The organism is Neisseria sp., assembly GCF_030527965.1.
Lineage (GTDB): Bacteria > Pseudomonadota > Gammaproteobacteria > Burkholderiales > Neisseriaceae > Neisseria.
Genome location: NZ_JAUMZU010000022.1, coordinates 1 through 25,494 on the forward strand (window position 1 = coordinate 1; position 25,494 = coordinate 25,494).

Sequence of the window (25,494 nt, forward strand, 5' to 3'; positions counted from 1 at the left end):
TTTTAAAACAATTAGTAAAGCATGATTTGTACTAGTTATCTAGGACAGCCCCTTAAATTATTATGAATATTTTATGCTCTGGCCAATATCCAAAGTGTTAAAATTGATGCCTTGTTGTTAAAGCCAATATTGAAGGAATCTTATGAAAGCTTATCAAGACCTGATGGATTATGTGCTTAAATACGGCACTGATAAATCTGACAGAACCGGTACCGGCACGCGGTCTGTATTTGGCTATCAAATGCGTTTTGATTTGAGCAAAGGTTTTCCGCTGCTGACTACGAAAAAGCTGCATCTGCGTTCGATTATTCATGAGTTGCTCTGGTTTTTAAAAGGAGAGACCAATATTCGTTATTTGAAAGACAATAACGTTTCAATTTGGGATGAATGGGCGGATGAGAATGGTGATTTAGGCCCGGTTTATGGTTATCAATGGCGGAGTTGGCCTGCTCCTGACGGCAGACATATTGATCAGATTTCCAATCTTATCGGGCAAATCCGCTCAAATCCTGATTCTAGGCGCTTGATTGTTTCTGCTTGGAATCCTGCATTGGTGGATGAAATGGCTCTGCCTCCGTGTCATGCGCTGTTTCAGTTTTATGTGGCGGATGGTAGGTTGTCGTGCCAGCTTTACCAGCGTAGTGCCGATATTTTCTTAGGCGTGCCATTTAATATCGCCAGCTATGCTTTGTTAACGATGATGGTGGCTCAGGTGTGTGGCTTGCAGGTAGGAGAGTTTATCCATACTTTCGGCGATGCTCATCTATATAGCAATCATTTTGAACAGGCGCGGTTGCAGTTAACTCGTGAGCCGCGTGCGTTGCCGGTTATGAGTTTGAACCCGGAAGTAAAAGATTTGTTTGAGTTTAAATTCGAAGATTTTGAATTGAGTGCTTATGATCCGTACCCTCATATTAAGGCACCGGTGGCCGTTTGAAGATAGTGTTGAATAAGAAAATGCCTGTCTGAAAAATTCAGACAGGCATTTTAGTTGAGGCTAAATTTTCTCCAGTCTATAAACGAGCAACGCTTAATACGCCTTTAACGTCGCTCAGGCCGGTTAAAACTCTCGGTAACTCGTTAACTTGCTTCACCTCTAAAGTGAAGCGCATGCTGGCTTCTAAATCTCGGGAATGGGTTTGTACCGCGGTAACATTAATTTTATGGCGCGCTAGTGCTTCCGATATATCGCGCAGCAAGCCACTGCGGTCTTGTGCGCGTATTTCGATATCTACAGCGAAAACTTGACCTTCTTGTAATTGTGCCCAGCTGGCCGGCAGAATTTTGTCCGGTGCTTGCTTGAGCAGGTTTTGCAGGGCAGGGCAGTTGGTGCGGTGTACCGAGATGCCGCGATCACGTGTGACGAAACCAACAATGTCATCCGGAGGTGCGGGTTTGCAGCATTTCGCCAATGAAGTCATTAATCCGTCTTCGCCGTCAATTAAAATACCGTTTTTGCTGCCGGATTTGATTTTGGAACGTTTAACGATATTGGTTTCGTTAACCGGTTCCGGAGTTGATTTGTTTAATGCACCGCAGGCTTTCTGAACGGCCCTAGGCGTTACTTCGCCTTGACCGATGGCTGTGTAAAGCTCTTCGATTTTTTTATAACCCAGCTTTTCGCTTAAATCTTGAACATTGGGTTTGGGGGAAATTTTAATTAGGATTTTCTCAAACTGGGCTTTCCCGTTTTCTCTTACGGCTTCGGCATTTTGCTGGCGGATATATGCACGTATTTTGCTGATGGCGCGCGAACTTTTAACCCAGCCTTCATATAGCCAGTTAACGGAAGGAACCCCTTCTTTCGCAGCGATGATTTCTACCCGCTGCCCGTTTTCCAACGGAGTGGAAAGCGGTACGATTTGCCCGTCGACTTTCGCTCCGCGACAGCGGTTGCCCAAATCGCTATGCAATGCGTAGGCGAAGTCAATCGGTGTAGCGCCAGTGGGTAAAGAGAGCACTTTGCCGTGCGGGGTAAGCACATAAATGGTGTCATTGAATAATTCGGTTTGGAAAGCAGAAGCAAGGTCTTCTTGGCTACTTTCTGCCATGTTCTCGCGCCATTCGAGAAGCTGGCGCAGCCATGCAATTTTTTGCTCGTAGGCATTATCGCCTTTGCCGCCTTCTTTGTAACGCCAGTGTGCAGCCACGCCGAATTCGTTGAATTGGTGCATCTCGAAGGTACGTATCTGAACCTCTACGCCTTTGTCTTCCGGTCCGACGATAACAGTATGCAGGCTTTGGTAACCGTTGCCTTTAGGATGGGCAATATAATCGTCGAACTCTCCGGGAATGGGTTGCCATAAACTATGGACAATACCAAGCGTGGTATAGCATTCGGGAATGGTGTCGACCAAAATACGTACGGCACGGATATCGTAGAGACCGTCGAAATCCAATTTCTTCTTTACCATTTTTCTGTAAATGGAATAGATGTGTTTGGGACGGCCGGCAACATCGTAGTGGATGTTGTATTTTTCAAGTTCGGTGCGGAGCGTGCTTAGGAAGTTTTGAATGTATTCCAACCGCTCGGTGCGCTTTTCGTCAAGCAGCTTGGCGATTTCTTTGTATTTTTCAGGGTTCTGATGCCTGAAACCTAAATCTTCCAACTGCCATTTGAGTTGCCACACGCCCAATCGATTGGCTAGAGGAGCGAAAATATCCAGTGTTTCCTTGGCTATCGCGCGTTTGGTTGCGCTGTCGGGCAGGCTGCAGAGAAATTGTAGGGTACGGGTATGCAAGGCCAGTTTAATCAGCACGACTCGGATGTCGGAGACCATCGCCAGCAGCATTTTACGCATTGTTTCGGCTTGCTCTGCGTGCTCTTCGGGGGTGGCAAGGCTGTCGACTCGAGCAAAATGGGTCAGTTTTTGGATTTCATCTATGCCTTGAACCAGATTGTATACGGCACTGCCACAGTTTTCAGTTACTTGTTCGCGCCAATTCTTGCAAAAGGAGGAAATATCGGTTAGAAGTGTAGCAGCAACGGCATCCGGTAGTAGATCCATTTCGGAAACCATTTGCGCCGCGCCAATCAAGTTGCTTAATAAAGGTTCGCCCGTCAGGGTGGTCGCATCTTTGGGATAATGGGATTCGGCAAGGGTAAGCGCGGATTGCAGCAGCTTTTGATGCTTTTCAGGCAGGCTTTTCAGATAAGTATCAAACCAATCCTGGTATTTGTACAAATCTGAGGCGAGGCTGCTGGGTGTTGGTACGGTGCTTACCATAGTTTTTCCCGATGAGACTTTTATGGAAAAGCTATTGTATCGCTAAGCATCTGCTAAATCCAGAAGGAAAAGATAGTATTATTGGGCATGGCTGAAAATGTAAAATCCGACCGATAAACGGTCGGACTTGCTAATTAATTTAGCTCTACATCTGTGACTTAGCCGAGATTGCGTTCCACTTCAACTAAAGAGCGGCGTGCCAAAGCCAGATTGGATTTGGATTTGTCTAATACGGAGTAAAGGAATAAGCCTTCATGGTTTTTTAATGGGCGCAACAAATGGTATTGTTTACCCAAGGTAATTAGAATGTCTTCAATTACGTCGTTCATGCCCAGCATTTTCATGGTTTTCATTTTTGCAGAAACCACTTCGGTGTTACCGGCAGCGGCAATTTCCAAATCAACAGAGGGCGAACCACCACCTGCCAGCAACATGCCGCTGGCGTAATCAACAACGGCAGCAGCAATGGCGCCGTCAACATTCAACATTTCTGACACGGCTTTATCGTAATTCATAGGAATCTTCTCCACTTAAAAGCATTTAAAAAAAATCATACCCGGAACACAAATTATTTGGCAGGCTGTCGAGTGGGAATTGCCCGGTAAATAAATACATTTGCATCGTGATGTTACCATGATTGGCACTGGAATGTTAAAGCGGGTATCATTAAAAAATAATATAAGCATTAAGCTTGTAGCCTAAATACATTGATTAGTATAGGCCGCCAGACGAGACTTGTAAAATTTTTTTTTGCTTAAAAAATAAGCAAATTATGCATAAACAAGGGTATTTAACATGTTCCCGCTCGTCTGTGAAAAAAGCCGCTTATTTGTTTTTTTGAAAATTACTGAAAAAACAAATGCTAAAGAAAACAAAACAATATTTAATACTGCTAATGTAAAAAAATGTTTTTTTATGGGATGAGAAAGTATTGTGATGCATATGCCGATATGCAAGACTGCCATAAGGTCAGTTTATTGATAATTTTTGAGCTTTTATATTAATTGTGATTTTTTGAGAAGATGAACATGAAACTTTATATATATGACCATTGCCCTTTTTGTGTGCGAGCACGCATGCCGTTCGGCTTGTTTGGCGTGACGGTTACAGAAGAGGTGTTGTTGAATGATGATGAAGCTACGCCGATTAGCTTGATAGGTGTCAAACAAGTGCCGATTTTGCAGAAACCTGACGGCTCGTATATGGGTGAAAGTTTGGATATCGTGCATTGGGTGGATGAGTATGCGGGAAGTGGAAGGATGCGCTTACAAGAAGAGATTCGCCCGGAAGTGCAAGCTTGGTTCGACAAGGTGGGGGAATATGTGAACAAACTAGTATGGCCGCGAGAGGTGAAGCTGGGTTTGCCAGAATTTGCAACTCAATCGGCCGTTGATTATTTTGTGAAGAAAAAAGAGAGTAGCATCGGAATCTTTGACAAGCATTTGAATAAAACCAAGCAGTATCTGGATGAGCTGCATAAGAATCTGGCAGATTTGGAGGCGTTGGTTCGATCGCCGAACGCTTTGTCGGGGCAGTTAGGTATGGAAGATATTATAGTGTTTCCCATTTTGCGAAATCTCACGATGGTTCGCGGTTTGGTTTTGCCTGAGAAATTGATGGCTTATGTGTTGGCAATGTCGGAGGCCTCGGGAGTGCCGTTGTATTTTGATCGTGCTTTGTGAGGCATGATGTAAGAACGTAACCGTTATGGTTTTCAGACAGGCATATGCCTGTCTGAAAATCTTTTTAAGACAACCGAGCGTTTTTTAGTGATGGTGGAATAACGATGAAATCGGGTTCTGTTGATGCTTTGCGTTTTTGAGCGGCTTCGATTTGTGTACCGCGATCTCCTCTTGCGATGTATCTTAATTGGCAGTGTGCAATTTCCAATTCCTGTGCTAAAGCGATTCGGTAGCTGCAGTCAATTTTTCGATTTTCTACATCTACAATAATGGTGTCTAAAATCATATCTTTACTGATTGACAAACGGTCGGGTGTTAGTATGTGGATAAACACAGTTTCGACCGGCAAGGAAACGGAAAAACGCTGATGTGGTGCTTTATGGGCGGGAACAAGTCCGGTAAAAACCAGATCGTAGACGTGATTGTGTTTCAGATGGGGAACCTGCAATGTAGGGTGTGCTCCGTTCCAGAAAGACATGGAAAAATCGGTGGGTAACCGCGGAGCCCGATTTTCTGCCCATTCCTTGTCGGTTGTGCCTGTATGCCGGACGCGATGGGCGAAATATCTTGCGTAAAATCCAAGCCCTTCGGGTATGACGATTTCGCTGGGGTCGGTAACCGGTTTGGCGGGGTCATAAATCTGATGGGCGTCTAATAGTTTTTTGGTACTGTGCTGCCGTAAAAAATCAGCCGAATAACTTCCTACGCCAACGATATTTTCTTGTAAATAGCCGTTTTGTTTGAGCCCGCCGGCGTGAATGCCACCAAATGCATATTCGTAGCGAATGGGAAGGTTGGTTATCGGCTCGGGATCGCTTAATGTCCAACCGACAGTCTCTTTTATCCAATAGCGTTTGCCTGTAATAGCCAATGACTTTTTATAGTCGCCGATTTGCACGGAAACCGGAAATTGGCGGGTAAGTTCGTCATTCGGCGCATAAGCGGTAGCATTAACCACTAAATCGACTTTCGGTTTGTAAATAATAAAATCACATTCCGCTTTAACCGAAGTTCTGATGGTATCGCCGTAATAAATATCTTCGTAAATAAGCGGCGTTTGCTCCGGAGCAAACTTTAATTCCGTTTGCCCCGTCGACGCGTTTATTTCAAATTCATAGCTTACTTTGGCAACAACCACATTATAGATACGATCCAAAGGATCGATATTCTGAAATTGTTGCGCATTGAAGAAAGTGAAGTTTTCTAACTCAAACATGCTAGGCCTCTGAGGCTTGAAGTTAGTTCAGATGGATTTTATTGCCATCCAAGCTGACGACTCTTTTGCCGTTAATCGTGATTTTCTTGGCCGAAATGCTGATTTCCCCTCTGCTCATCACGATTTCGGAGCCGCCAACCCTTAAGGTAACTTTATGACCGGCTGCGATGGTAGTGTTCATCATACTGCGCATACTGGCATGCAGACCCGAAGCTAAAGCTATAGCACCGCCCACAATATGCGTTTCCGCACCGCCGACATTGGTCATGCTCAAACCACCGACATTGGTCACATCTGCACCGCCGATATTGGTTACGTTGGCTGCGCCGATTGTACTGATATTGGTGGAGGATACCGTTTTCTGGCGGTTGCCGCCGATGCTGCTTACCTCATTGGCTACGATGGTTTTATTACGGCTGGCACCCACGGTAAGAGCTTGGTTCTTTCCGACCGAAACGTTTTGATCCTGGCCAATCATCATGGCTTGGCTTTGGCCGACCGATACGCTTTCGTTTTGACCGACAGATTTGCTTCTGTTGTTGGTAACACTGACACTCTGATCTTTCCCTACGCTGACACTCTGGTTTTGGCCGACACTGAGCGCTTGGTTTTGCGTTACATCCAATGTTTCGTTTTGACCTACGGAAGCAGTGCGGTTCATGGCGACAGAAGCAGTTTCGTTTTTCTGAACGCTTTTCGCTCTTTCGCCGGTAACCGATAGTGTTTCATTGTTACCGATGGTGGTCGTGCGGTCGTTGTTGACGTTGCGGGTTTCATTGTTTTTAACCAGCGAGGTCAGGTCTTTTTGGGCTTGGAAATTAACCATTTCCGAACCGGCGGTATCGTTGAACATCAACTCGTTGAAATTAGCGAGAGGAGAATTGAAGCTTTTGCTTTTGATACCGGATTGTTTCGCCGCAGCGGGGAAACCCCAAGGCGGGCTCATCGCACTGTTGTATAAACGGCCGACGATAATCGGACGGTCGGCATCGCCGTTAATGAAATCGACCAGCACTTCTTCACCAACGCGTGGCGTATTAATCGAACCGAATCCGGAACCAGCAGAACCTTGGGCAACACGCACCCAGTTTGAGCTGCTTTCATTCATTTTTCCATATCTGTCCCAATGGAACTGGACTTTGATATCGCCGTATTCGTTGGTGTATACCTCTTCACCGGCAGGGCCGGTAACGGTTGCGGCCTGTGTGCCCAATACCTGTGGTTTCATAGCGCGTAGGGGAGGGCGGTATGGGAAGGATTTGGGCAATACGCGGAATGAGGTTCTGAACGAACCGATTTTGTCGCCGGTGGTATAGCCTGCTTCTTCGAAGGCATATTCGGTAGCTAATATCAGATATTCGCTATTAGAAGAGGCGTGAGGGTGTTTGATTAATGAAAAAGTATGGCCAGGAGCGAGGGTCAGCACTGTACCCGAGCCGGTAATGACTTTGGTTTGGCTTTTCAGGCTTTCACTGCGCACCTGGCTATAGTTTTGCGCTTCTGATACGTCGCTGAATCCGGTGTAGAAATCATAATGCTCCATATCGACGGAGTTAAAATCATGCACTGAATCCGATGATTTCATAGCAACTTTGGCGTTGTTGTAGTTATAGTCTTGAGTAGAGTATTTATTGGATTTTAGTGAATCCCGTTCGGCCCATTCATCTATATATTCAATGGAAGGCGCACCGGCGGCAACTTGGCGCGAGTGGTAGGGAAGAGCGGGATTGCCGGCAATTGCAGTTAAGGAGCCGACGTCGTCGGTAATAACGAGTTCGTGCGAATCGTTTTTGTGGTCAAAGTAATAATAGATGCCTTCTTGCTCGAATAGGCGGCTGATAAAGTTGAAGCTGGTTTCTTGATATTGAACGCAGAAACCGCGCGTACGGTAGCCTTTTTGGCATTTGATTTGAAAAGGAAAACCGAAAGGCGCCAATACTTCTTTGGTAATATCTAAAACAGATTTATCAACGAACACACGGCTGTCAACGTTTTGGGTCAGATACCACATAAACGGGCGCAAAACCGCAGTGTAGGCATGATAGTCTTCTTCGTCTTCATCTTCCCCGAAATAGCCGAAATCGGTAACCAATCCGTTTAGGTAGCGCTTCCCACCCGTTTTGGTGTCGATTTCCAACGTAACGGGCAACCCGACAATATCGCTGCCTTGCAGGTTGGCATCTTTCGAAACGAAAGTAACGTTAAATTCGAAAAGGTCTGAAACCGATTCCTTCCCGTCTAGTTTTTTAAACAACAAATTCTGACCAAAAGGCGTTTGAGCAATAACTGTTCTGTTCATTTTGTCATTCCTGAGTTTAGAGGGCCGGCAGCAACTGTTTCCGGAGCATAAGACACTATTTATACAGTATATATAGACTGTCTGAATGTAGGTAAGGTTCCGAGGAAGTTCCCAATTATGCAATAATATTTTCAGACAGGCATTCAACCTATCCAAAACGATGGCCACCGACAACAAGTGACGATGGCCTTCTGGTTATGCGCAACTAAAGTTACGCACTTTACCCAAATCAAAGGGGTTGGGCGAAGTGGAAGAAGTAAATTCTAATATCACATTCTTCCCTTTGATATTGTATTCTACGGTTGTCGTGTTGGCGGTTTGGCGCACGATATGGCCTTTTTCAATCAAACGGAAGACAGACCAAGGCCCTGTTGCGCTGATTTCCGCACCGCTAATTTGAGGGGAGGATACGTCGATTTTGGCAACGGCATCTTCGTTTTGTGCGGGCCAACTAAAATTCATCGGAACGATTGGGCCGTGGCTGTAAACATGGCTTTTGCCATCGTAAGAGATGTTAACGCTTTGCAGGCTAGGGTCAAGAATCACGACTTTGACCGAGAAGTCGAATTTAGGCGTCACAGAACCTTTGTCGAAAAAAGCTTTTTGAACTGAAGAAGCTGTATCTAACACGCTAAAACGTTCTTTGAAGGCAGCGTTCTTTGCCATAACGGTATCCAGTTTGTCGGATTTGGCCAATACGGCATTTGGGCCGGATAGGTTGGTAAACTGACTGTACATACCGTTCGGACCGAAAATGCTGGCAAAACCTTCAAGTGCGACATTGTTGGTCGAACCGGCTTCAAAAGGATAACCTTGTTTGCGGATATCCTGGCATTTGCTTGCCACGTTACTTAATTTCGCTTCCAAACCCGACATTAATTTTTGATCCACTACCTTATCGGTGTTGCTCAGAATAATGCCGGAGAAATTATCCAACATTTCCCGGAACGGAGGAGGCAGGCGGTTGACTTCTGCCTTATATTTCACCAGAGAATCATCCGGAGGCAAGTCCACTCCTTTTTCTACGGCAATATTCAATGCTACAAGATAAACGTACAAATCGTTAATCGCTTCGGTAACCGAATTGATGGCAGGCGGTTGGTTATTTTCCGATACGGTCAACATGTGAAAATCCGCAAAGGCATCGTCTACTGAGGTAGATTGTTTTAAAACATTTAATTCGTTGCTGGCTCCTTCTTTTTGATCCGAACTGATCAATTTGCTCAACCCCGATCTGTTGAGCCATTCGGTGATTTTCCCGTCTGCTTTATCAGCCAGCTGATTGCTGATATTTAAAGTTGTATTGTTACTGATGCCCTTGATCATGTTGGCAAGAGGGGAGCTTTTTTCAGACAGCAGTTTGGCAATCTGAACGTTTTCCTGAGAAGATTTTGGTGTTACCAACAATAAATCCGCCAGATAGCCGTGCCAGACTCGTATGTAATTGTTGAAGTAAAGCTTTTGCGCTCCGGAGAGCACGTCTTCCTTGCTTTGGCTTGAGGAGGCGTAGCTGCCCAGCACCCAAGAATCTTCGTTAAAAAATTGTTCCGCCGACTTTACCATCGTCGGTAACACCCTGGTCATATAAGTTTCTTTGGTGTAAAGAAAACTAATCGGTTCTTTCAGAGCTCTGCCGCTTTTGCGCCGAAACAATAAATGGCTCTGCACGCCGCCCATCGAAGAAAATGATACAGGCGACAAACCGGCCGTTCCTGCACGATTTACTGAAGTGATGGTGTCATCCATAACCATGGTGGCAATATCTCTTTGCGAGATTTCTTGGCGCCGCTGCTCTACCAAAGCCTCGTCATAAGGTACGCTCGAGATAAGGCTTTTTTTCGACAGAATATGAATCAGTGCTTTTTCAACCGATTGCTTTTGGGCTTCGCTCATATTTGCCGATTCGGAGTCGGATAAGTTGGACATCAGCCAAGTGCGCATAAAATCGGCATCAAAATGTTCTTTATCAAACATCATCAGATAAGCTTTCAAAGCATTGTATCCTTTGATGCCGTCGGAACCTCGGGTTGAACGTAGCAACTCATCCAATTTATAACTGATGAGCGGCATTACGTTATCTTCAAGAATCCGCTGGTAAGATGATTCACCCACTTCGTTCATCTGTTTGCCTTGATAAAGGCCCATTCGATAATTTAGAGGTGGAGAAGTCAAGTCGGGAATTTCTTTTTTGCTCTCCGTTGTTGCTCTGACTTGTTCGGCGAACGCAACGGCTTTTAACAAATCAGAAGTTCCTACTGAAGATTTACTTTTTCGTTCCAATACGGTCGCTTTATCCCCTACTTGTTTGAGATATGTGCTGTTATTTGAATAGCTGTTCAACATAAGTGATATACCGCCTATCACAACCACAGCAATCGCACCTACGCCGCACCAATACAAAATTTGGTTTCGCATAAACCAAGATTTGTTTTCTCCGGCCAGATTGGCTTCATTAAAAATAACATCGGCAAATAATTTGTTAAGGAAGAAGCTGTCATGCGTGTTGGTGCCGTTAACGCGCTCGGAATCGGTGTATTTTTTAGACAGCTGGAAATCACCTTGTAAACTTTCCAATACCGGATTGAAGCCCTCTCCTTCCTGCGTTGCACTGGAAAAATAGACGCCGCGCCATGAAATGGGGGTTTCGAATTTGGAAGATTTGGATAATTCTTTCAAGAGATACAAAACGGCTTGATTCAAGCGTTCAAATTCTTCAGGAAAGGCAAATGCTGCGGCTTTTTCCTCGGAAGAGGCCAATTCGTTAATGATGCCGAGCATGGACGAACGAAGTTTGTCGATAACCTCCGATAATAAATTGGAAGCTGTGGCTATCGGTGTTTCGGCGCCTTCTTCAACAGACAAGGAAATGCCGAAGTATTGGTTTTTTTGCTCTTCGCTCAGTGTGGAAAAGAAGGGTTTGAAACCATGCAATAAATCTAGCTTGGTTACCATTAAGTAGAGCGGGAAATGGATGCCCAGCTTAGTGTGCATTTCGTGAACCCGTTTCCGTAGCTCAACGGCCATTTCGGCAATATTGGTTTTGCCGTTTAGCAAATCATCAACGCCAACGGTAACCAATACACCATTGATAGGCTGTTTGGGGCGGTAGCGTTTTAACAGTGAGACAAATTCTTCCCAGTCTTCAGAATCTTTGTTACTGTGATCGTCGTGTAGGGAAAGACGGCCGGCCGTGTCTAGTAAAACAGCTTCATCCGATAAAAACCAGTCGCAATCGCGTGTTCCGGCCAGCCCGCTTAGAGAAGAAGACCCTAAAGTGCTTTCCAATGGAAAGTTGAGGCCGGATTGTTTCAGAGCCGTTGTTTTACCAGAGCCGGCGGCGCCTAATACGACATACCAAGGCATTTGGTACAGGTATTGACCATCGCTGAACCTGGCAAACAGGCTGTTGTCGCCTCTTGAGAAGCGGGCGTTTTTCAAAACCCGGTCAATTTCCGCAAACTGGCGGCTCATTGAGCTGGTATCAGTTGAATTTGTCAGAATAGGCTCTTGTGCGGCTCGGATTTCTTTCATTAATGCCGCATTACGCCGCGATTCACGGTAATGGCGAAATACGATTTTGGCTAGCCACAGAATGATTAGTGCGGCACAGATGGCCAAACGAATGCTGGCGCTGGCCAACGGGCGAACCTCTCCTATAGAGATTAAAGGCCCGACAAACCATATCAAAACGATCAAGCCGATGATACCTAGCATTACCCACAGGGTGCGGGACCCTAAAAAATAAAGAAATTTTTTCATGCTTATCTTTCCGTATCAATTCAAATATTCTGACTAACTTATTTGCCAGCTTGCGATGCGGCTTCAGGCTGAGGTAATTGTTCGTTTTCCGTTTGTTGGCGCGGCTTGGCGGGATCAATCACGGTTTCGCTGCCTAGCTTGGGCCCGGTACCGGTTGTAAACAAAGTAATTTCAACCCGGCGATTTTTCGCCCTGTTTTCAGGTGAATTGTTGGGCGCGACAGGGTCGGTAGAGCCTCGGCCTTCCGATCGGATACGGCTGTTTCCGTTTTTAATGTAGGTCAGCAGGATTTCTTTAACAGCATCCGCACGGCCCTGCGATAAATGCCAATTGGAAGGATAGTGCAGGCTTTGGATGGGTTGATCATCGGTATACCCGGTAATGACAACCTGGCCTTCAACACTGTTGAGCGCTTGGCCGACTGCTGCCAAGACGGGGTAGTATTGATCTTGGATGGAAGCGGCACCTGAATCGAACAAACCGTCGCCCAGAATCGTAACCGTGCTGCGACCCGGCTCGTCTTTGACGGAAACCAGTTTTCTGATAATTTCGTTTTCTAACAGCGGGCGCAAGCGGACTAAAGTTTTAGCTGCGTGTTGTTTGGGGGCGACTACCGGCAACTTCAGATTGTTGACTTTGGTGCTGGCTACGTCGAATTTATCACCCAACGACCATTGCATGGCGAAGTAGGCGATGCTGAGTATGACACCGCCTAAAACGCCGATTACCCATAATGGAATGGTCAGGCGCTGTTTGCGCTGCACGATGTTTTTTACAACCGGATCATTACCCAATAGGTTTATGGTTTGATCCGGACGTTTGGCGTGGATAATGGATAGCAAGTCTCTTTTGATTTTATCCACTTCCAAATCGCCGCTAGCCAGAACCTGGTATTTACCTTTATAACCGAATTGCAAACACAGATACATGAATTCAATCAGGTCGATGTTTTTAGCAGGATCTTGTTTTAAGTTGTTCAGTATTTCGAAAAAGCGTTCGCCTCCCCAAGTTTCATCATAAAAGGAAACTAATAAGCTGTGCTTCGACCAATTTTCATCGGCCCAGCTTGCGCGAACGGCAGATTCGTCTACAAAAGTGCATAGGCAGTATTTTGCAGCTTGGATGGCATCGTATTTTGCCCCGTTTTTCTCTGCGTCTTCTTCAAATTTGTTAATCAATAGGGAGAATTTATTGATTAATCCGTCGGATGAGAGCTGGCTGGTTGTCTGCTGCATGGCGTTTACCAGAATAAAAACCGATTTTGCAGCTTCAATCAGAGGGTTATAAATGCCTACTGCTCCGTAAGCAGTCTGATTCTGATTATTCATACTCAGTTCCACAGTTAATTAACTTAAAGATTTAATCGCCCAAAATTCAACATCTAGATTAGGAAAATCGCCCGCCATATGGAAAGCCATGCCGGAAGAAGCATTCAGCATATTCCACATATCGGTTTTTTTATCTAATTCGAAATAAACGTATCCGCTGTGATAAGGCAATTCCCTAGGTGCTACGGATAGAGAATGCACTCGGATGCCCGGTAAATGGAATGCCACCAATTCTTTGACTTTTTCCACCGTTCCGATTTTGACAATCGTTGGTATCCGCTGCCGCAACGCTTCGTTTGGCATATCGGATTTCACTGCCAAAATGAAAGAGGCTTTGTCCAGCAGCGATTGATCAGGTGTTTGCGCTACGCGCAAAGATTCGTCGCGGATATCCAGCGGAATGCGGATGGCTCTTTGCTCCAATACGATAGACAGGGATTTGCGCAGATGGAAAAACAGTTTGCTAAAGCAGGAGGCTAAATCGTTGTGTTGATAAATCGGAAGGTCGCCAACTTTCCGTGCTGGCAGGAATGTCATCAAATCTGCACATAGCTTGGATAGATTGACGAATAAAGTTTCCGGGTGGGTTTGCCGAGCACCTTGCTGCTCGTGAGATAGATAGGCAAGATAACGGTTGATGGTTTGCAACATCATGAAATCCATCACTTCCACCGAACCGCCGGTGTTCGGGTCGTTTACTGCATTGGCCAAGCTATTGCTTTTTTGCATCAGCAGTCCGTGTATTTCGGAGATATAAGCTTTGAGATGTTGTTGTTTTTGGCTGCCTAAAACAGGAGGGATATAGTTTGTGTCCAGAACTACTTCGAGATCCGCTGAACAGGATTTTACTAGGGCGATCGGTAAGGCGGTTTGTCCTTGGGTCACTTCGCCTTCCAGTATCAAGATTGGGTTTAGCTCTGCCAGCGTCAACTGTCGAGGCTCTTGTTCGATGTTGGTGGTGTCAGCCAAAGATTTGTCGAACGCTTTATAACGGAAATGCCCCGAGCTACCGTCGGTTGTATCGCTAAAGCCTATTTCGTTGTTTACGGAGGAAGGTAGGGTAACTGCCAGACACAGTTTGGTATCTTTGGTGCCGGCCGGGACTTTGAAGTTCAATCCTTCGAGTTGTTGTGGAGAAAATGAAAAGACCGAACCGTCGGGGAAAATGCCTTCCGCTTCACTGATGCTGACCACGCCGCGCTTCAAACCGCTGGTATCTAATGAGAGCGATACAAAGCCCCAGAAAAAGCCTTCGCGCAAAACAGCCAGCCTGTGCATACCGGATTCGATATGACGGTCGAATTGTTGGAAATGTTGCGGCGTGATGAAAATGCCTTCCGACCAAACTACTTTTGCTTCTATTGTCATGATTATTTAGCTCTGAAAAAGTTATTGGACGATGAAAATCTTATTCAGTAACGGCAGGGCTTTTCGGATCTTCTCTAAAGATGCCTTTGCTTAAGTCGTTTTTGTCTTTGCGTGCTTTGCCGCTATTAGTAATACTTTTATCATCAGGGTGTCGGCTTTTGAAGTCTTGCAGTTTTTCCCGCATTTGGGCTTTGTTGATTTGGCTGATCGTATTCTTTTCGATATCGAGATACAGGTATTGTTTGCCGATTTGGTACCAGTGTTTATCTTGTTTGAGAAGAACGAGTCGCCATTTACCCTGGCTTAAATCGCGATAGCCGGCCACTACACCTAAATATTTCAGATGGGAATCCAGCTTGACGGAGAAGACTTTGACGCTGTCGGGATAAAGAATTTGCTGGTCGTGCTGAATCAGCTTGTCGCCCAATTTCTCTTTGGTTTGTTCGGTTAATTCTGAATAGTTGAGCTGCCTAAATTCGTTGTCGGCAGAGAGTTGGTATAAATCCAAACGCACGGGGGAGGGCCGGCCGGCGATGTCGGGGTTGGAATCGGGGGCTACGATGACTTGGATTTTGATACTGCCGCCGCTTTCGTCTGATTCTTTAGGCGGTTTACGATCGGATGAGCAGGAAGCTGCTAATAACGCGAGCACAATCCATATCGGCAAAATTAATTTTTTTCGCATACCCGTGCTTTCTTAAGAGTCTATTTTTGACAAAAATACCATTTAGGCCGAGAAAGCCTAATTTTAAAGAAAACCAATCTTCAAGATGTATGATGAAAATTTATTGTAAACCTACTTCCTGTGATAAACCCTGTAACATTTTTTTGTTATGAACATATATTTACCTGGCTTGGCCTTTTGTAAGAGTGGGGAATCGGTAAAACGTTCCTTCAAATTAAATATTTTATAGGGCGACCGGTTGTTTTTCGTTGGTATATCAAGGAATGTTTCCGTTAATTTAATCCATCTCTCGTCAATGTTACACCGTAGGCGGCGAGTGGTATGTTTGTAGGGAAAGGCGGTCGGTTTGCGTGGTAAATGTTAAGGTATTGTAGATGCGGTATGTCTTAACAAAGCCTGTCTGAATATGTTCAGACAGGCTTTTTAGGGTTGTGAGGGTGGTATGGTTCACGCTATGGAAATGAACGGTTGATAATGTATCGGGGGAATGGAATAAGGCGATTTGAATTAAGGTTGGTGTTTAACCGGTAAATCCTTCCCTTGACGTGCGGCGTCGGCACGTTGTTGCAGGGTGTAAAGAAAAAGGGCGCAGATGGTCAGGGCGACGGTAAGCAGCCAGAGTAAGTATTTGGTGCGTGAGACGGGTTGTTCTTTTTTCCGGAAACCCGGAGGCATGGGGCTGGAGATTTTTTCGTTTGGCCGGCTGGCTTGGCTGGGGTTTTGTTTGGCAATCCATTCGTCGTGTTTGCGGCGCTTTTCCGGCGTGCTCAATACTTTGTATGAAAGGTTGATGATGCTCATGATGCGATGGGCATCGGGATTTTCGGGGCAGCGGTCGGGATGGTATTGCTGACAGAGGGTGCGATAGGCCGCGCGTATGGTTTTTAAATCGGCATCGCGGGGGACTTTGAGGTTGTCGTAATGGGTGTGGGTTTTCCGGGGCATTACTCGGCAGGAAAAATAATGGCGTTCGCTTATTATAATGCCTGTCTGAACGCATTAACAGGGTTTCAGACAGGCATTGGCTCTGTGTTTGGGCTCAGAGCGTGGTATTTAGAGCAGAGGCGATGTCGCGGTAGATGTCTTCAATGTCTTCCACGCCCACGGAAAAGCGTAGCAATCCTTTGCGGATGCCGAGGTTTTGTTTGACTTCGGGCGACATGCCGCTGTGGGATTGGGAATAATTGTGGTTGACGAGGCTCTCCACGCCGCCCAAGCTGGCGGCCATTTTGACCAGCTTCATGTTTTTAATCACTTGGTTGGCCGCTTCAATGGTATCGTTTTTCAAATAAACCGATACCACGCCGCCGAATCCGCGCATTTGGCGTTTGGCCAGCTCGTGGTGCTCGTGTTCTGCCAGACCGGGGTAAAACACTTTTTCTACGGCAGGGTGCTGCGAGAGGCGTTTGGCCAAATCGAGCGCGTTTTCGCAATGTTTTTGCATGCGCAACGCAAGGGTTTTGATGCCGCGCAACACGAGCGCACAATCCATCGGGCCGGCGATGCCGCCTGTGTTGACCATCATGTTTTGCAGCGGGCGCGCCAAAGAAGGCTCTTTGGTTACCACGATGCCCATCAAAACGTCGGAGTGGCCGCACAGATATTTGGTTGCGGAATGGAAAACGACGTCGCAGCCCATATCAATGGGGTTTTGCAGATAAGGGCTGGCAAACGTGTTGTCGATGCCGACCAGAGCGCCTGCCGCTTTGGCTTTGGCTGCCAGCGACGGAACGTCGACCAATCTTAAGAGCGGGTTGGACGGCGTTTCCAACCACAACATTTTTACGGGTTTCGACGCCAATACGGCATCAAGATTCTCCGGCCGGGTCAGGTCGGCAAACACAACGTCGATGCCCCATTTCGCATATACTTGAGTCAGCAAGTCGTAGCTGCCGCCGTAAATGTCGCTCACGGCGACAATGGTGTCGCCCGGTGCGAGGAAAGTGCGGAAAATGCAGTCGATACCTGCCATGCCGCTGGCAAAGGCAAAGCCTTGCGAACCGTGCTCCAATGCGGCTACGGTATCTTCAAGCACCTTGCGCGTGGGGTTGGCGAGGCGGGAATAACGGTAGGGCGTGTTTTCGCCGATTTCATGCATGGCGAACATGCTGTTTTGGTAAATCGGCGGCATGATGGCACGGTTGTGTTCGTCGCAATCGTAACCGGCGTGTATGGCTTCGGTGGAAAATTGATAAGGCATTTTGGCTCCCGAACGGAAAAATTTTATTGTAAACCCAAATTGGCTTAAGAAAATACCTGCTTGTTAAATTATTAAGACTGAGTGTGGCTGTTGAATGGCTAAATGTCGGATTGTCATGCTTTTCAGACAGGCATTGAGGGGCAGGTTTGAATCGTTCGGCTCGGTTGAAGCCAGTTCGGATAACATTTGATTACTATAGTTATTCTCAATAGCCTTTTCCTACATCCGGCTATATACTTACGGCCTACATTTTTCAGGGCGGCTGAACAAATTTGTAAGATTTTGCGGCAAGCGCCGTCTTATCAGAAACGGCAGCCGGCTTACACGCATTAAAAGGAAAAACAAAGCATGAGCGCCATTGCAGACGTGCAAAGCAGTAAAGATTTACGCAATATCCCGATTAACCAAGTAGGCATTAAAGATTTACGTTTCCCGATTGTGCTGGAAAGCGCGGAAGGGCGGCAGCATACGGTGGCCCGTTTGACGATGACGGTTTTTCTGCCGGCCGATCAGAAGGGCACGCATATGTCGCGTTTTGTTGCCTTGATGGAGGCGCAAACCGAACCGCTGGATTTTCCGCGGCTTAATGTGTTGACAGGGCAGATGCTGAAATTGTTGGATTCCGATGCGGGTAGGATTAGCGTATCGTTCCCGTTTTTTCGCAAGAAAACTGCTCCGGTGTCGGGTATTCAATCGTTTTTGGACTATGATGTTGATCTGACGTGCGAAGTGAAAGACGGTGCGTATTACCAAAGTATGAAAGTTTTGGTGCCGGTAACCAGCCTTTGCCCCTGTTCGAAAGAGATTTCTCAATACGGGGCGCACAACCAGCGTTCGCACGTTACCGTGTCGCTGACGTGCAGCGGCGACGTGAGCATCGAAGAAATCATCGATTGCGTGGAGGCTCAGGCTTCCTGCCAGCTTTACGGCTTGCTGAAACGCCCCGATGAAAAATTCGTTACCGAGCAGGCTTATGAGAATCCGAAGTTTGTGGAAGACATGGTTCGCGATGTGGCCGGTGCGTTGCAGGCGGATGAGCGGATTATCGGCTTTACAGTGGAAAGCGAGAATTTCGAGTCTATCCATAATCATTCGGCTTACGCCTGCATTACGCGACCTTAAGCGGCTTGCTAATCGATTGAAACAGGCAATGCCTGTCTGAAAATGTGATGCTAGCCTGCTGAACATTAATGCGTAATGCTTGTAAAAGCCACATTCAGGGTAAGTGTGAGAGGCCAAGGCTTAACCGGCGCCGTTTTCCGTCGATCTAATAGTTTTAGCAGAATTGCCTTGCCAGAGGCATTTGTAATGAAGGAGCAGAAGAATGCACTTTTTGAACATGAAACCAATCTGCGCTTTAAGGAAGTTTTTGGGCTGCCTGATTGTGTTTTTATCTTTGGCGCCGGCCGCGTATGCGGTGGACGCATCCAAACTGTTGCCGCCGGAGCAGGCGTTCGTACCTCAGGTTGATGTGAGCGACAAAGGCGTGAATGTCGAATTTAATATTGCAGACGGTTATTATCTGTACCAGTCGAGAATTCAGGCGGATACGGGAAACGCCGGTTTGCTTGGCGAGCCGCAATTCAGCAAAGGGCAGGAAAAAGAAGACGAATTCTTCGGCAAGCAAACGGTTTTCCACCAGCATGCGCAGGTTGTTTGGCCTTACAAACAAGCCGGCGCGCATAGCGGCTACACCTTGAAGCTGACTTATCAGGGCTGCGCTGATGTGGGCGTATGTTATCCGCCGGTGGAAAATGTTTTCGAAATCAAAGGAAACGGACTCTATCAGCCGGATAATGTGCCGCCGGCTAACGGGAAAGACCGATTTTTGAAACCTTCGTCCGGGCAAAACGATGCCACACAACCGCAAGGGCAAAACAGTCATCCGTTCAATCTTTCCCGTGAAACTTTAGGCGCCAACCTGTTGGCGTTTTTTATCGCGGGTTTGGGCTTCAGCTTTACCGCTTGTATGTATCCTTTGCTGCCGATTGTTTCCGGTATTGTGGTGGGTGACAAGCAGGTGGGCAAAGGACGTGCGTTTTCTCTTTCGATGGTTTATGTGCAAGGATTGGCGCTGACTTACACAGTGGTCGGTTTGATTGCCGGCCTGACCGGCTCGCTACTGACCGTATGGTTGCAGCAGGCATGGGTTGTGCTGACCGCGGCTGGACTTTTGGTTGTGCTGGCGCTCTCTATGTTCGGCTTGTTTAATATTCAATTGCCCGCTGCGTTGCAAAGCTATTTCCAGAATCAAAGTAATAAATTGTCGGGCGGTCGGCTGGCTTCCGTGTTTGGAATGGGCATGCTTTCGGCTTTGATTGTCGGCCCGTGCGTTGCGCCGCCGTTGGTGGGTGCGTTGGCTTATATCGGAAAAACCGGCGATGCGGTATTGGGCGGTTTGGCCTTGTATGCGTTGGCTTTGGGCACCGGCGTGCCGCTGATTTTGGTTGGCACTTTCGGCGGGCATGTGTTGCCTCGAGCCGGAGCGTGGATGAACGGTATTAAATATGCTTTCGGTATTATTTTATTGGCGGCGGCACTTTATATCGCCCGCCCGTTCCTGCCTTATGCAGTGGTGGTTGTGCTTTATAGTTTGTTGCTGATTATTCCGGCCGGCATGCTGCTGGTGCGGGTAATGCATACGGATGGTTTGATGCGCCAGCTTTCTGCGGTATTGGGCGGTGTGTTGCTGCTGGGCGGTTTGTGGTTTGGTTTTCAAAGTTATAGTAATAAGACGACTGCCTTGCATGAATTCCTGACGCTGTACCCCGATATGGAGAAAGGTGGCTTGCATAGTGAGAAGTTTACTAATGTAGAAGAATTGAAGGCCGCAATGAATATGGCTTTGCAGGAAAAACCGAATGAGCCGGTGTTGTTGGATTTTTATGCCGATTGGTGCGTGAGCTGCAAAGAAATGGAAGCGAAAACGTTAAATCAGCCTGAAGTGGGCAAAGCAGTGGATATGTCGCGCTTCTTCCAGATTAACGTAACCGCCAATACGCCGGAACAGCAGGAGTTGCTGAAGGAATACGGTCTTTATGGCCCGCCGGGAATTTTTGTGGTTAAGTCCGGAGGGCATCGCAGCGAAGCTTTGTTGGGTTTTGTACAGGCGGATGAGTTTATCGAATGGGTTCGCCATAACAGCTAGTTAAAGCATCAGCAATAAGAAAAGCCTGTCTGAAAATGTTTTCAGACAGGCTTTTCTTATTAAGGCCGTGTTATTCCAGAATCACTTCCACACGGCGCGCTTCGGCATCATTGCCTTTTCCGGCTTCGGTGTCAGCCGGTTTGCGCAGCTCGATTTGGTTTTCCGGTACGCCGAGGCTCAAGAGAGCGTTGCGTACGGCAAACGCGCGTTGTTTCGATAATTTTTCGTTTGCCGCCATATTGCCGGTGCTGTCGTTATAGCCGGAGATAACTGCTTTTTTGCCTTCTTTCACGCCGGCCAGCACATCGTGCAAAGCTTCGGCGGCGTTGCCAGCCAAGTCGGACTTGCCGGTGGCAAAGTAAAATTTCACTACACCGTTTTCCACCACGACATTGGCGCTGTCGGCACCATCAGTCTCGGAAGCGCTTTGCTCGGTTGCGCTTGACACAATCATGTCGGCAGGCGAACTGGCCATCGATGCGGCAGCCGAGGTGGCAGAAGCGGCAGTGCTTGGCGACTCGGAAGGTTGCGGAAGCTGAGCAGCCGTTTCTGAGGCCGCAACAGCCGAGGCGGCTGCCGGCATGGTGGCAGAAGCGGCGTGCTCATTAGCCGGAGCACCTTCGATTTTACCGTTCTCCCAGCCGTAAACTGTAAATAGCAAAACAGCTAAGGTTGTTAACGCTACCGCGCCGCCAACCAACCATAAACCGATACGTTGTTCTTTGTGATCATCGTTATTATCAGACATCATTCCGTTCCTTTATAGAGAAAGCGATAAAATACAAAATCAATAAAATTGGCCGCATTATACCGAAAAACCGTTGATATGCCAGATTATAGCGAACAAAACCGACAGCGGCACAATACAGAACGGCCGCCTTGTTTTCAATGTTTTCTGCCCAAGGAACAAATTACCGGAATACCCTAGCCTGAAATAGGCCGAAAGGCTAAAATGCACGCTTTATTTCTGTTTTTCCGGAAAGCCGCATATGCTTACCTTCCAACAAATCATTTTCAAACTGCAAACTTTTTGGGCCGAACGAGGCTGCACCGTTATCCAACCTTTTGATATGGAAGTGGGCGCCGGCACCAGCCATCCCGCAACCTGTTTGCGCGCACTCGGGCCGGAGCCTTGGTTTGCCGCTTATGTTCAGCCCAGCCGCCGCCCGAAAGACGGCCGTTACGGCGATAACCCCAACCGTTTGCAGCATTACTACCAATTTCAGGTTGCCCTCAAGCCCGCACCGGATAATATTCAAGAATTGTATCTGGATAGTTTGCGCGAGCTGGGCATCAATCCACTCGAACACGACATCCGTTTTGTGGAAGACGATTGGGAAAACCCGACGCTTGGAGCTTGGGGCTTGGGTTGGGAAGTGTGGCTCAACGGCATGGAAGTAACCCAATTCACCTATTTTCAGCAGGTCGGCGGCATCGATTGCTCGCCCGTGCTTGGTGAAATCACTTACGGCATCGAGCGTTTAGCCATGTATCTGCAAGGTGTGGAAAACGTATACGACTTGGTTTGGGCGAAAACTTTAGACGGCCAAACAGTTACCTATGGCGATGTTTACCATCAAAACGAAGTGGAGCAATCGACTTACAATTTCGAATACGCCGATGCGAGCTGGTTGCTGCAACAGTTTAACGACTACGAAGCGCAAGCCAAGCGCCTGTTGGAAGTGGAAGACGCTTCATTGGCTCTGCCGGCTTACGAGCTGGTATTGAAAGCAGGGCATACATTTAATCTGCTGGATGCGCGCGGCGCTATTTCGGTTACCGAGCGTGCAACCTACATCGGCCGCATCCGAACACTCAGCCGCATTGTGGCGCAGAAATTCGTGGAAAGCCGTGAGAAGTTGGGTTTTCCGCTGATTAAAAACAAAGCCGCATAAGCCGTAGCGTTGCAACTTTATCCGCTGCGCCGCATTCACTGATTTTCAGACAGGCATAAGTGTAATGCCTGTCTGAACCGAAATAAAACCGTCATTCAAGAAAGCAAGCACAATGACTCAAACCCTCTTAATCGAACTCCTTACCGAGGAGCTGCCGCCGAAAGCTCTGGATAATCTCGGCAAGCATCTGGCGGCTTCCGTTGCCGAAGGCTTGGAAAAAGCGCAATTAACTGAAGGCACCGCACAATATACCGCTTATGCTTCGCCGCGCCGCTTGGCCGTGCAGGTTAAAAACGTGAAACCGGAGCAGGCCGATCAGCATGTAGTTAAAAAAGGACCGGCAGTGGCCAATGCTCTGAAAGATGGCGTGCCGACCAAAGCGCTGGAAGGGTTTGCCCGCTCCTGCGGCGCTGCTGTTGCAGATTTGAAAGTCGTTAATGACGGCAAACAAGATGTTTATGCTTATGAATATACTCAACAAGGCAAAAGCCTGTCTGAATTGTTGGAAGATATTTTAAATCAATCGGTTAAGAAATTGCCGATTCCGAAAGTGATGCGCTGGGGCAGCAGCACGCACACGTTTGTGCGGCCGGTGCACGGCTTGGTGGCGTTATACGGCTCAGATGTAATTAATGTTAGCGTATTGGGGTTGGCAAGCCGCAACTGGACGCTCGGGCACCGTTTTTTGTCTGCCGGCAAAGTAGAATTGGAACATGCCGATAGCTACGCGGAGAAAATGAAAAGCGAAGGTAAAGTGATTGCCGATTTTGCTGAACGCAAAGCCGCGATTCAGGCAGGCTTGCAACAGCAGGCAAATCGCTTGAATGCTCAGGTTGCCGCCGACGAAGCCTTGCTGGAGGAAGTTACCGCATTGGTGGAATGGCCGGTTGTGCTGGAGGCCGGTTTTGAAGAGCATTTCCTGCAGGTGCCGCAAGAATGTCTGATTCTGACCATGCAGCAAAATCAGAAATATTTCCCGTTGTTGGATAAACATGGCAAGCTAATCAACCGTTTCCTTTTGGTTTCCAATTTGGAGGCGCAAGACTCGTCGCACATTGTTCATGGTAACGAACGCGTGTTGCGCGCGCGTCTTTCCGATGCCGAATTTTTCTATAAGCAAGACCAGAAAGCCACTTTGGAAAGCCGTCTGCCCAAACTGGCCAACGTGGTTTACCATAACAAAATCGGTTCGCAAGCCGAGCGCATCGAGCGCCTGCAAAGCATTGCCGCCCACATTGCCAAAGCGTTGGGAGCCGATGTTGCGGTTGCCGAGCGCGCCGCCCGTTTGGCCAAAGCGGATTTGGTTACCGAAATGGTGGGCGAGTTTCCCGAATTGCAAGGCACGATGGGTAAATACTATGCACGTTTAGATGGCGAAACCGTAGAAATTGCCGATGCTATCGAGCAGCATTACCGGCCGCGTTTTGCCGGCGATACTCTGCCGGAAAATCACACCGCCACCGCCGTGGCGCTGGCCGACAAGCTGGAAACATTAGTCGGCATCTGGGGCATCGGCCTGATTCCGACCGGCGACAAAGACCCTTACGCCTTGCGCCGTGCCGCCTTGGGCGTGTTGCGCATGCTGATGGGCAACAGCCTGGATATCAACGAGCTGCTGAACGCCGTATACCAAAGTTTCCCTCAAGGCAAGCTGGCAGCCGATACGGTGGCTGGAGTGGCCGACTTTATGCAGGCTCGCCTCGCCGTGTTGCTGCAAAACGATTACCCGCAAGATACTGTAGCGGCCGTATTGTCTAAAAAACCGAGCCAATTAAATGACTTGGCTGCCAAGCTGCAAGCCGTGGCCGCATTTAAGCAGTTGCCCGAAGCGGCAGCGCTGGCGGCGGCGAACAAGCGCGTACAAAACTTATTGAAAAAAGCCGATTCGGAATTGGGCGAAGTGAGCGAAGCTTTGTTGCAGCAAGACGAAGAACGCGCTTTATTTACCGCCGCTAAGCTTCTGCAGCCGAACATCGAAGCCGCCTTGGCACATCAAGATTTTCAAACCGCGTTAGCCGAGCTGGCCGCCATCAGACCGCAAGTCGACGCGTTTTTTGATCATGTTATGGTGATGACCGATGATGCCGCCGTGAAGCAAAATCGCTTGAACCTGCTGAATCGTTTGGCGCAATTGATGAATGCGGTGGCGGATATTGCTCTGTTGGGTGAATAGCGGGCTTGTTTTCATCATTCTGAGTTTGCAAAACCACCTGAAAGGTTTTCAGGTGGTTTTTTTATTTGAATTAAACAGTTGATATGATGTTTTATCGGGTGATTTATTGGTTCTGATTTCGGGTGTGAATAGCATGGTGGGTATGTTTCCCTCTTCGGAGTTGAAGTTCATTGCTTGGGCCGAATGCCTGTCTGAAAATGTTCAGGCAGGCATTCGGCATTTGGAATGTTGCGACTGGTATTGCGTTTGATGTATTTGCAAAGCAATAACAAAACGCAATCTTCAGTCATAATTTTAAAAATACGGGTGCTCACTTTCGCATGGCTTAATTTTTCTTATCTTCATGAAATAATATTAATATTTTGTTTATAAAAAGTTTTATTTTATTTATTTAAATAACATTTAATTTTGAATGAAAAATAATCATTTTAAAAAAAGTATGATAAATATATTTTTATTTTAAAAATTCTATCTTAATAAATAGTAATTTGATTATAAAAAGATAAATTTAAAG

General features: G+C 47.2%; 18 protein-coding genes. 6 read left to right on the forward strand and 12 right to left on the reverse strand.

The annotated features are described in order from the left end of the window. The first annotated feature begins 142 nt into the window (after positions 1–142). Positions 143–937: a thymidylate synthase gene (locus tag Q4A84_RS09805; protein ID WP_303088752.1), complete on the forward strand. Its 795-nt coding sequence runs from the start codon at positions 143–145 to the stop codon at positions 935–937. A gap of 76 nt (positions 938–1,013) precedes the next feature. Here Q4A84_RS09805 and Q4A84_RS09810 read toward each other — a convergent pair whose 3' ends face one another. After that, entirely contained in the window at positions 1,014–3,227 is a 2,214-nt protein-coding gene (locus Q4A84_RS09810) for a bifunctional (p)ppGpp synthetase/guanosine-3',5'-bis(diphosphate) 3'-pyrophosphohydrolase (protein WP_303088753.1), read from the reverse strand. 158 nt (positions 3,228–3,385) lie between these two features. Then, entirely contained in the window at positions 3,386–3,742 is a 357-nt protein-coding gene (locus tag Q4A84_RS09815) for a hypothetical protein (RefSeq protein ID WP_303088754.1), read from the reverse strand. A 513-nt stretch (positions 3,743–4,255) separates the two neighbouring features. Between Q4A84_RS09815 and Q4A84_RS09820 the strand changes: the two genes are divergently transcribed. Further along, positions 4,256–4,909 (forward strand): GrxB family glutaredoxin, encoded by a 654-nt coding sequence (locus Q4A84_RS09820; protein ID WP_303088755.1) that lies wholly within the window; start codon positions 4,256–4,258, stop codon positions 4,907–4,909. A 64-nt stretch (positions 4,910–4,973) separates the two neighbouring features. On the opposite strand, the gene Q4A84_RS09825 is transcribed toward Q4A84_RS09820, so the two are convergent. The 9 genes from Q4A84_RS09825 to Q4A84_RS09865 form a co-directional block, all read right to left on the reverse strand. Further along, the gene (locus Q4A84_RS09825) at positions 4,974–6,125 is read right to left on the reverse strand and encodes a DUF2169 domain-containing protein (protein ID WP_303088756.1); all 1,152 of its coding nucleotides are present in this window, start codon (positions 6,123–6,125) and stop codon (positions 4,974–4,976) included. Positions 6,126–6,147: 22 nt separating this feature from the next. Beyond that, positions 6,148–8,424, reverse strand: coding sequence for a type VI secretion system Vgr family protein (locus Q4A84_RS09830; RefSeq protein WP_303088757.1), 2,277 nt, complete (start codon positions 8,422–8,424; stop codon positions 6,148–6,150). A gap of 195 nt (positions 8,425–8,619) precedes the next feature. Further along, positions 8,620–12,183 carry a type VI secretion system membrane subunit TssM gene (gene tssM / locus Q4A84_RS09835; RefSeq protein ID WP_303088758.1) on the reverse strand — a complete coding sequence of 1,188 codons (3,564 nt, stop codon included), beginning with the start codon at positions 12,181–12,183 and terminating at the stop codon, positions 8,620–8,622. Between the two features lie 38 nt (positions 12,184–12,221). Further along, the gene (gene tssL / locus Q4A84_RS09840; protein WP_303088759.1) at positions 12,222–13,511 is read right to left on the reverse strand and encodes a type VI secretion system protein TssL, long form; all 1,290 of its coding nucleotides are present in this window, start codon (positions 13,509–13,511) and stop codon (positions 12,222–12,224) included. Positions 13,512–13,529: 18 nt separating this feature from the next. Continuing rightward, positions 13,530–14,879 carry a type VI secretion system baseplate subunit TssK gene (tssK, locus tag Q4A84_RS09845; protein WP_303088760.1) on the reverse strand — a complete coding sequence of 450 codons (1,350 nt, stop codon included), beginning with the start codon at positions 14,877–14,879 and terminating at the stop codon, positions 13,530–13,532. 40 nt (positions 14,880–14,919) lie between these two features. Beyond that, on the reverse strand, positions 14,920–15,564 hold the full coding sequence (tssJ, locus tag Q4A84_RS09850) for a type VI secretion system lipoprotein TssJ (protein WP_303088761.1): 645 nt from the start codon (positions 15,562–15,564) through the stop codon (positions 14,920–14,922). 298 nt (positions 15,565–15,862) lie between these two features. Beyond that, positions 15,863–16,015 carry a hypothetical protein gene (locus tag Q4A84_RS09855; RefSeq protein WP_303088762.1) on the reverse strand — a complete coding sequence of 51 codons (153 nt, stop codon included), beginning with the start codon at positions 16,013–16,015 and terminating at the stop codon, positions 15,863–15,865. A 56-nt stretch (positions 16,016–16,071) separates the two neighbouring features. Further along, positions 16,072–16,509, reverse strand: a complete 438-nt coding sequence (locus Q4A84_RS09860; RefSeq protein WP_303088763.1) for a J domain-containing protein — start codon at positions 16,507–16,509, stop codon at positions 16,072–16,074. 94 nt (positions 16,510–16,603) lie between these two features. Beyond that, positions 16,604–17,764, reverse strand: coding sequence for a PLP-dependent aspartate aminotransferase family protein (locus tag Q4A84_RS09865; RefSeq protein ID WP_303088764.1), 1,161 nt, complete (start codon positions 17,762–17,764; stop codon positions 16,604–16,606). A 348-nt stretch (positions 17,765–18,112) separates the two neighbouring features. On the opposite strand from Q4A84_RS09865, the gene folE2 reads away from it, so the two are divergent. Both folE2 and dsbD read left to right on the forward strand, forming a co-directional pair. Continuing rightward, positions 18,113–18,886 (forward strand): GTP cyclohydrolase FolE2, encoded by a 774-nt coding sequence (gene folE2, locus Q4A84_RS09870; protein ID WP_303088765.1) that lies wholly within the window; start codon positions 18,113–18,115, stop codon positions 18,884–18,886. Positions 18,887–19,103: 217 nt separating this feature from the next. Next, complete coding sequence (gene dsbD / locus Q4A84_RS09875) at positions 19,104–20,912, forward strand: protein-disulfide reductase DsbD (RefSeq protein ID WP_303088780.1); 1,809 nt, start codon at positions 19,104–19,106, stop codon at positions 20,910–20,912. Between the two features lie 70 nt (positions 20,913–20,982). Here dsbD and Q4A84_RS09880 read toward each other — a convergent pair whose 3' ends face one another. Beyond that, positions 20,983–21,663, reverse strand: a complete 681-nt coding sequence (locus tag Q4A84_RS09880) for an OmpA family protein (protein WP_303088766.1) — start codon at positions 21,661–21,663, stop codon at positions 20,983–20,985. A gap of 238 nt (positions 21,664–21,901) precedes the next feature. Between Q4A84_RS09880 and glyQ the strand changes: the two genes are divergently transcribed. Together glyQ and glyS are read left to right on the forward strand one after the other, a co-directional pair. Next, entirely contained in the window at positions 21,902–22,807 is a 906-nt protein-coding gene (glyQ, locus tag Q4A84_RS09885; RefSeq protein WP_303088767.1) for a glycine--tRNA ligase subunit alpha, read from the forward strand. A gap of 112 nt (positions 22,808–22,919) precedes the next feature. Next, positions 22,920–24,980, forward strand: a complete 2,061-nt coding sequence (gene glyS, locus Q4A84_RS09890) for a glycine--tRNA ligase subunit beta (RefSeq protein WP_303088768.1) — start codon at positions 22,920–22,922, stop codon at positions 24,978–24,980. Positions 24,981–25,494: the final 514 nt, after the last annotated feature.

Coding starts and splice junctions, on each gene's coding strand:
- tssK (WP_303088760.1), bottom strand. CDS start 14,879: ATGACAATAGAAGCAAAAGTAGTTTGGTCGGAAGGCATTTTCATCACG.
- Q4A84_RS09860 (WP_303088763.1), bottom strand. CDS start 16,509: ATGCCCCGGAAAACCCACACCCATTACGACAACCTCAAAGTCCCCCGC.
- Q4A84_RS09810 (WP_303088753.1), bottom strand. CDS start 3,227: ATGGTAAGCACCGTACCAACACCCAGCAGCCTCGCCTCAGATTTGTAC.
- Q4A84_RS09880 (WP_303088766.1), bottom strand. CDS start 21,663: ATGATGTCTGATAATAACGATGATCACAAAGAACAACGTATCGGTTTA.
- tssM (WP_303088758.1), bottom strand. CDS start 12,183: ATGAAAAAATTTCTTTATTTTTTAGGGTCCCGCACCCTGTGGGTAATG.
- glyS (WP_303088768.1), top strand. CDS start 22,920: ATGACTCAAACCCTCTTAATCGAACTCCTTACCGAGGAGCTGCCGCCG.
- Q4A84_RS09830 (WP_303088757.1), bottom strand. CDS start 8,424: ATGAACAGAACAGTTATTGCTCAAACGCCTTTTGGTCAGAATTTGTTG.
- glyQ (WP_303088767.1), top strand. CDS start 21,902: ATGCTTACCTTCCAACAAATCATTTTCAAACTGCAAACTTTTTGGGCC.
- tssJ (WP_303088761.1), bottom strand. CDS start 15,564: ATGCGAAAAAAATTAATTTTGCCGATATGGATTGTGCTCGCGTTATTA.
- Q4A84_RS09865 (WP_303088764.1), bottom strand. CDS start 17,764: ATGCCTTATCAATTTTCCACCGAAGCCATACACGCCGGTTACGATTGC.
- dsbD (WP_303088780.1), top strand. CDS start 19,104: ATGAAACCAATCTGCGCTTTAAGGAAGTTTTTGGGCTGCCTGATTGTG.
- Q4A84_RS09825 (WP_303088756.1), bottom strand. CDS start 6,125: ATGTTTGAGTTAGAAAACTTCACTTTCTTCAATGCGCAACAATTTCAG.
- folE2 (WP_303088765.1), top strand. CDS start 18,113: ATGAGCGCCATTGCAGACGTGCAAAGCAGTAAAGATTTACGCAATATC.
- tssL (WP_303088759.1), bottom strand. CDS start 13,511: ATGAATAATCAGAATCAGACTGCTTACGGAGCAGTAGGCATTTATAAC.
- Q4A84_RS09820 (WP_303088755.1), top strand. CDS start 4,256: ATGAAACTTTATATATATGACCATTGCCCTTTTTGTGTGCGAGCACGC.
- Q4A84_RS09805 (WP_303088752.1), top strand. CDS start 143: ATGAAAGCTTATCAAGACCTGATGGATTATGTGCTTAAATACGGCACT.
- Q4A84_RS09815 (WP_303088754.1), bottom strand. CDS start 3,742: ATGAATTACGATAAAGCCGTGTCAGAAATGTTGAATGTTGACGGCGCC.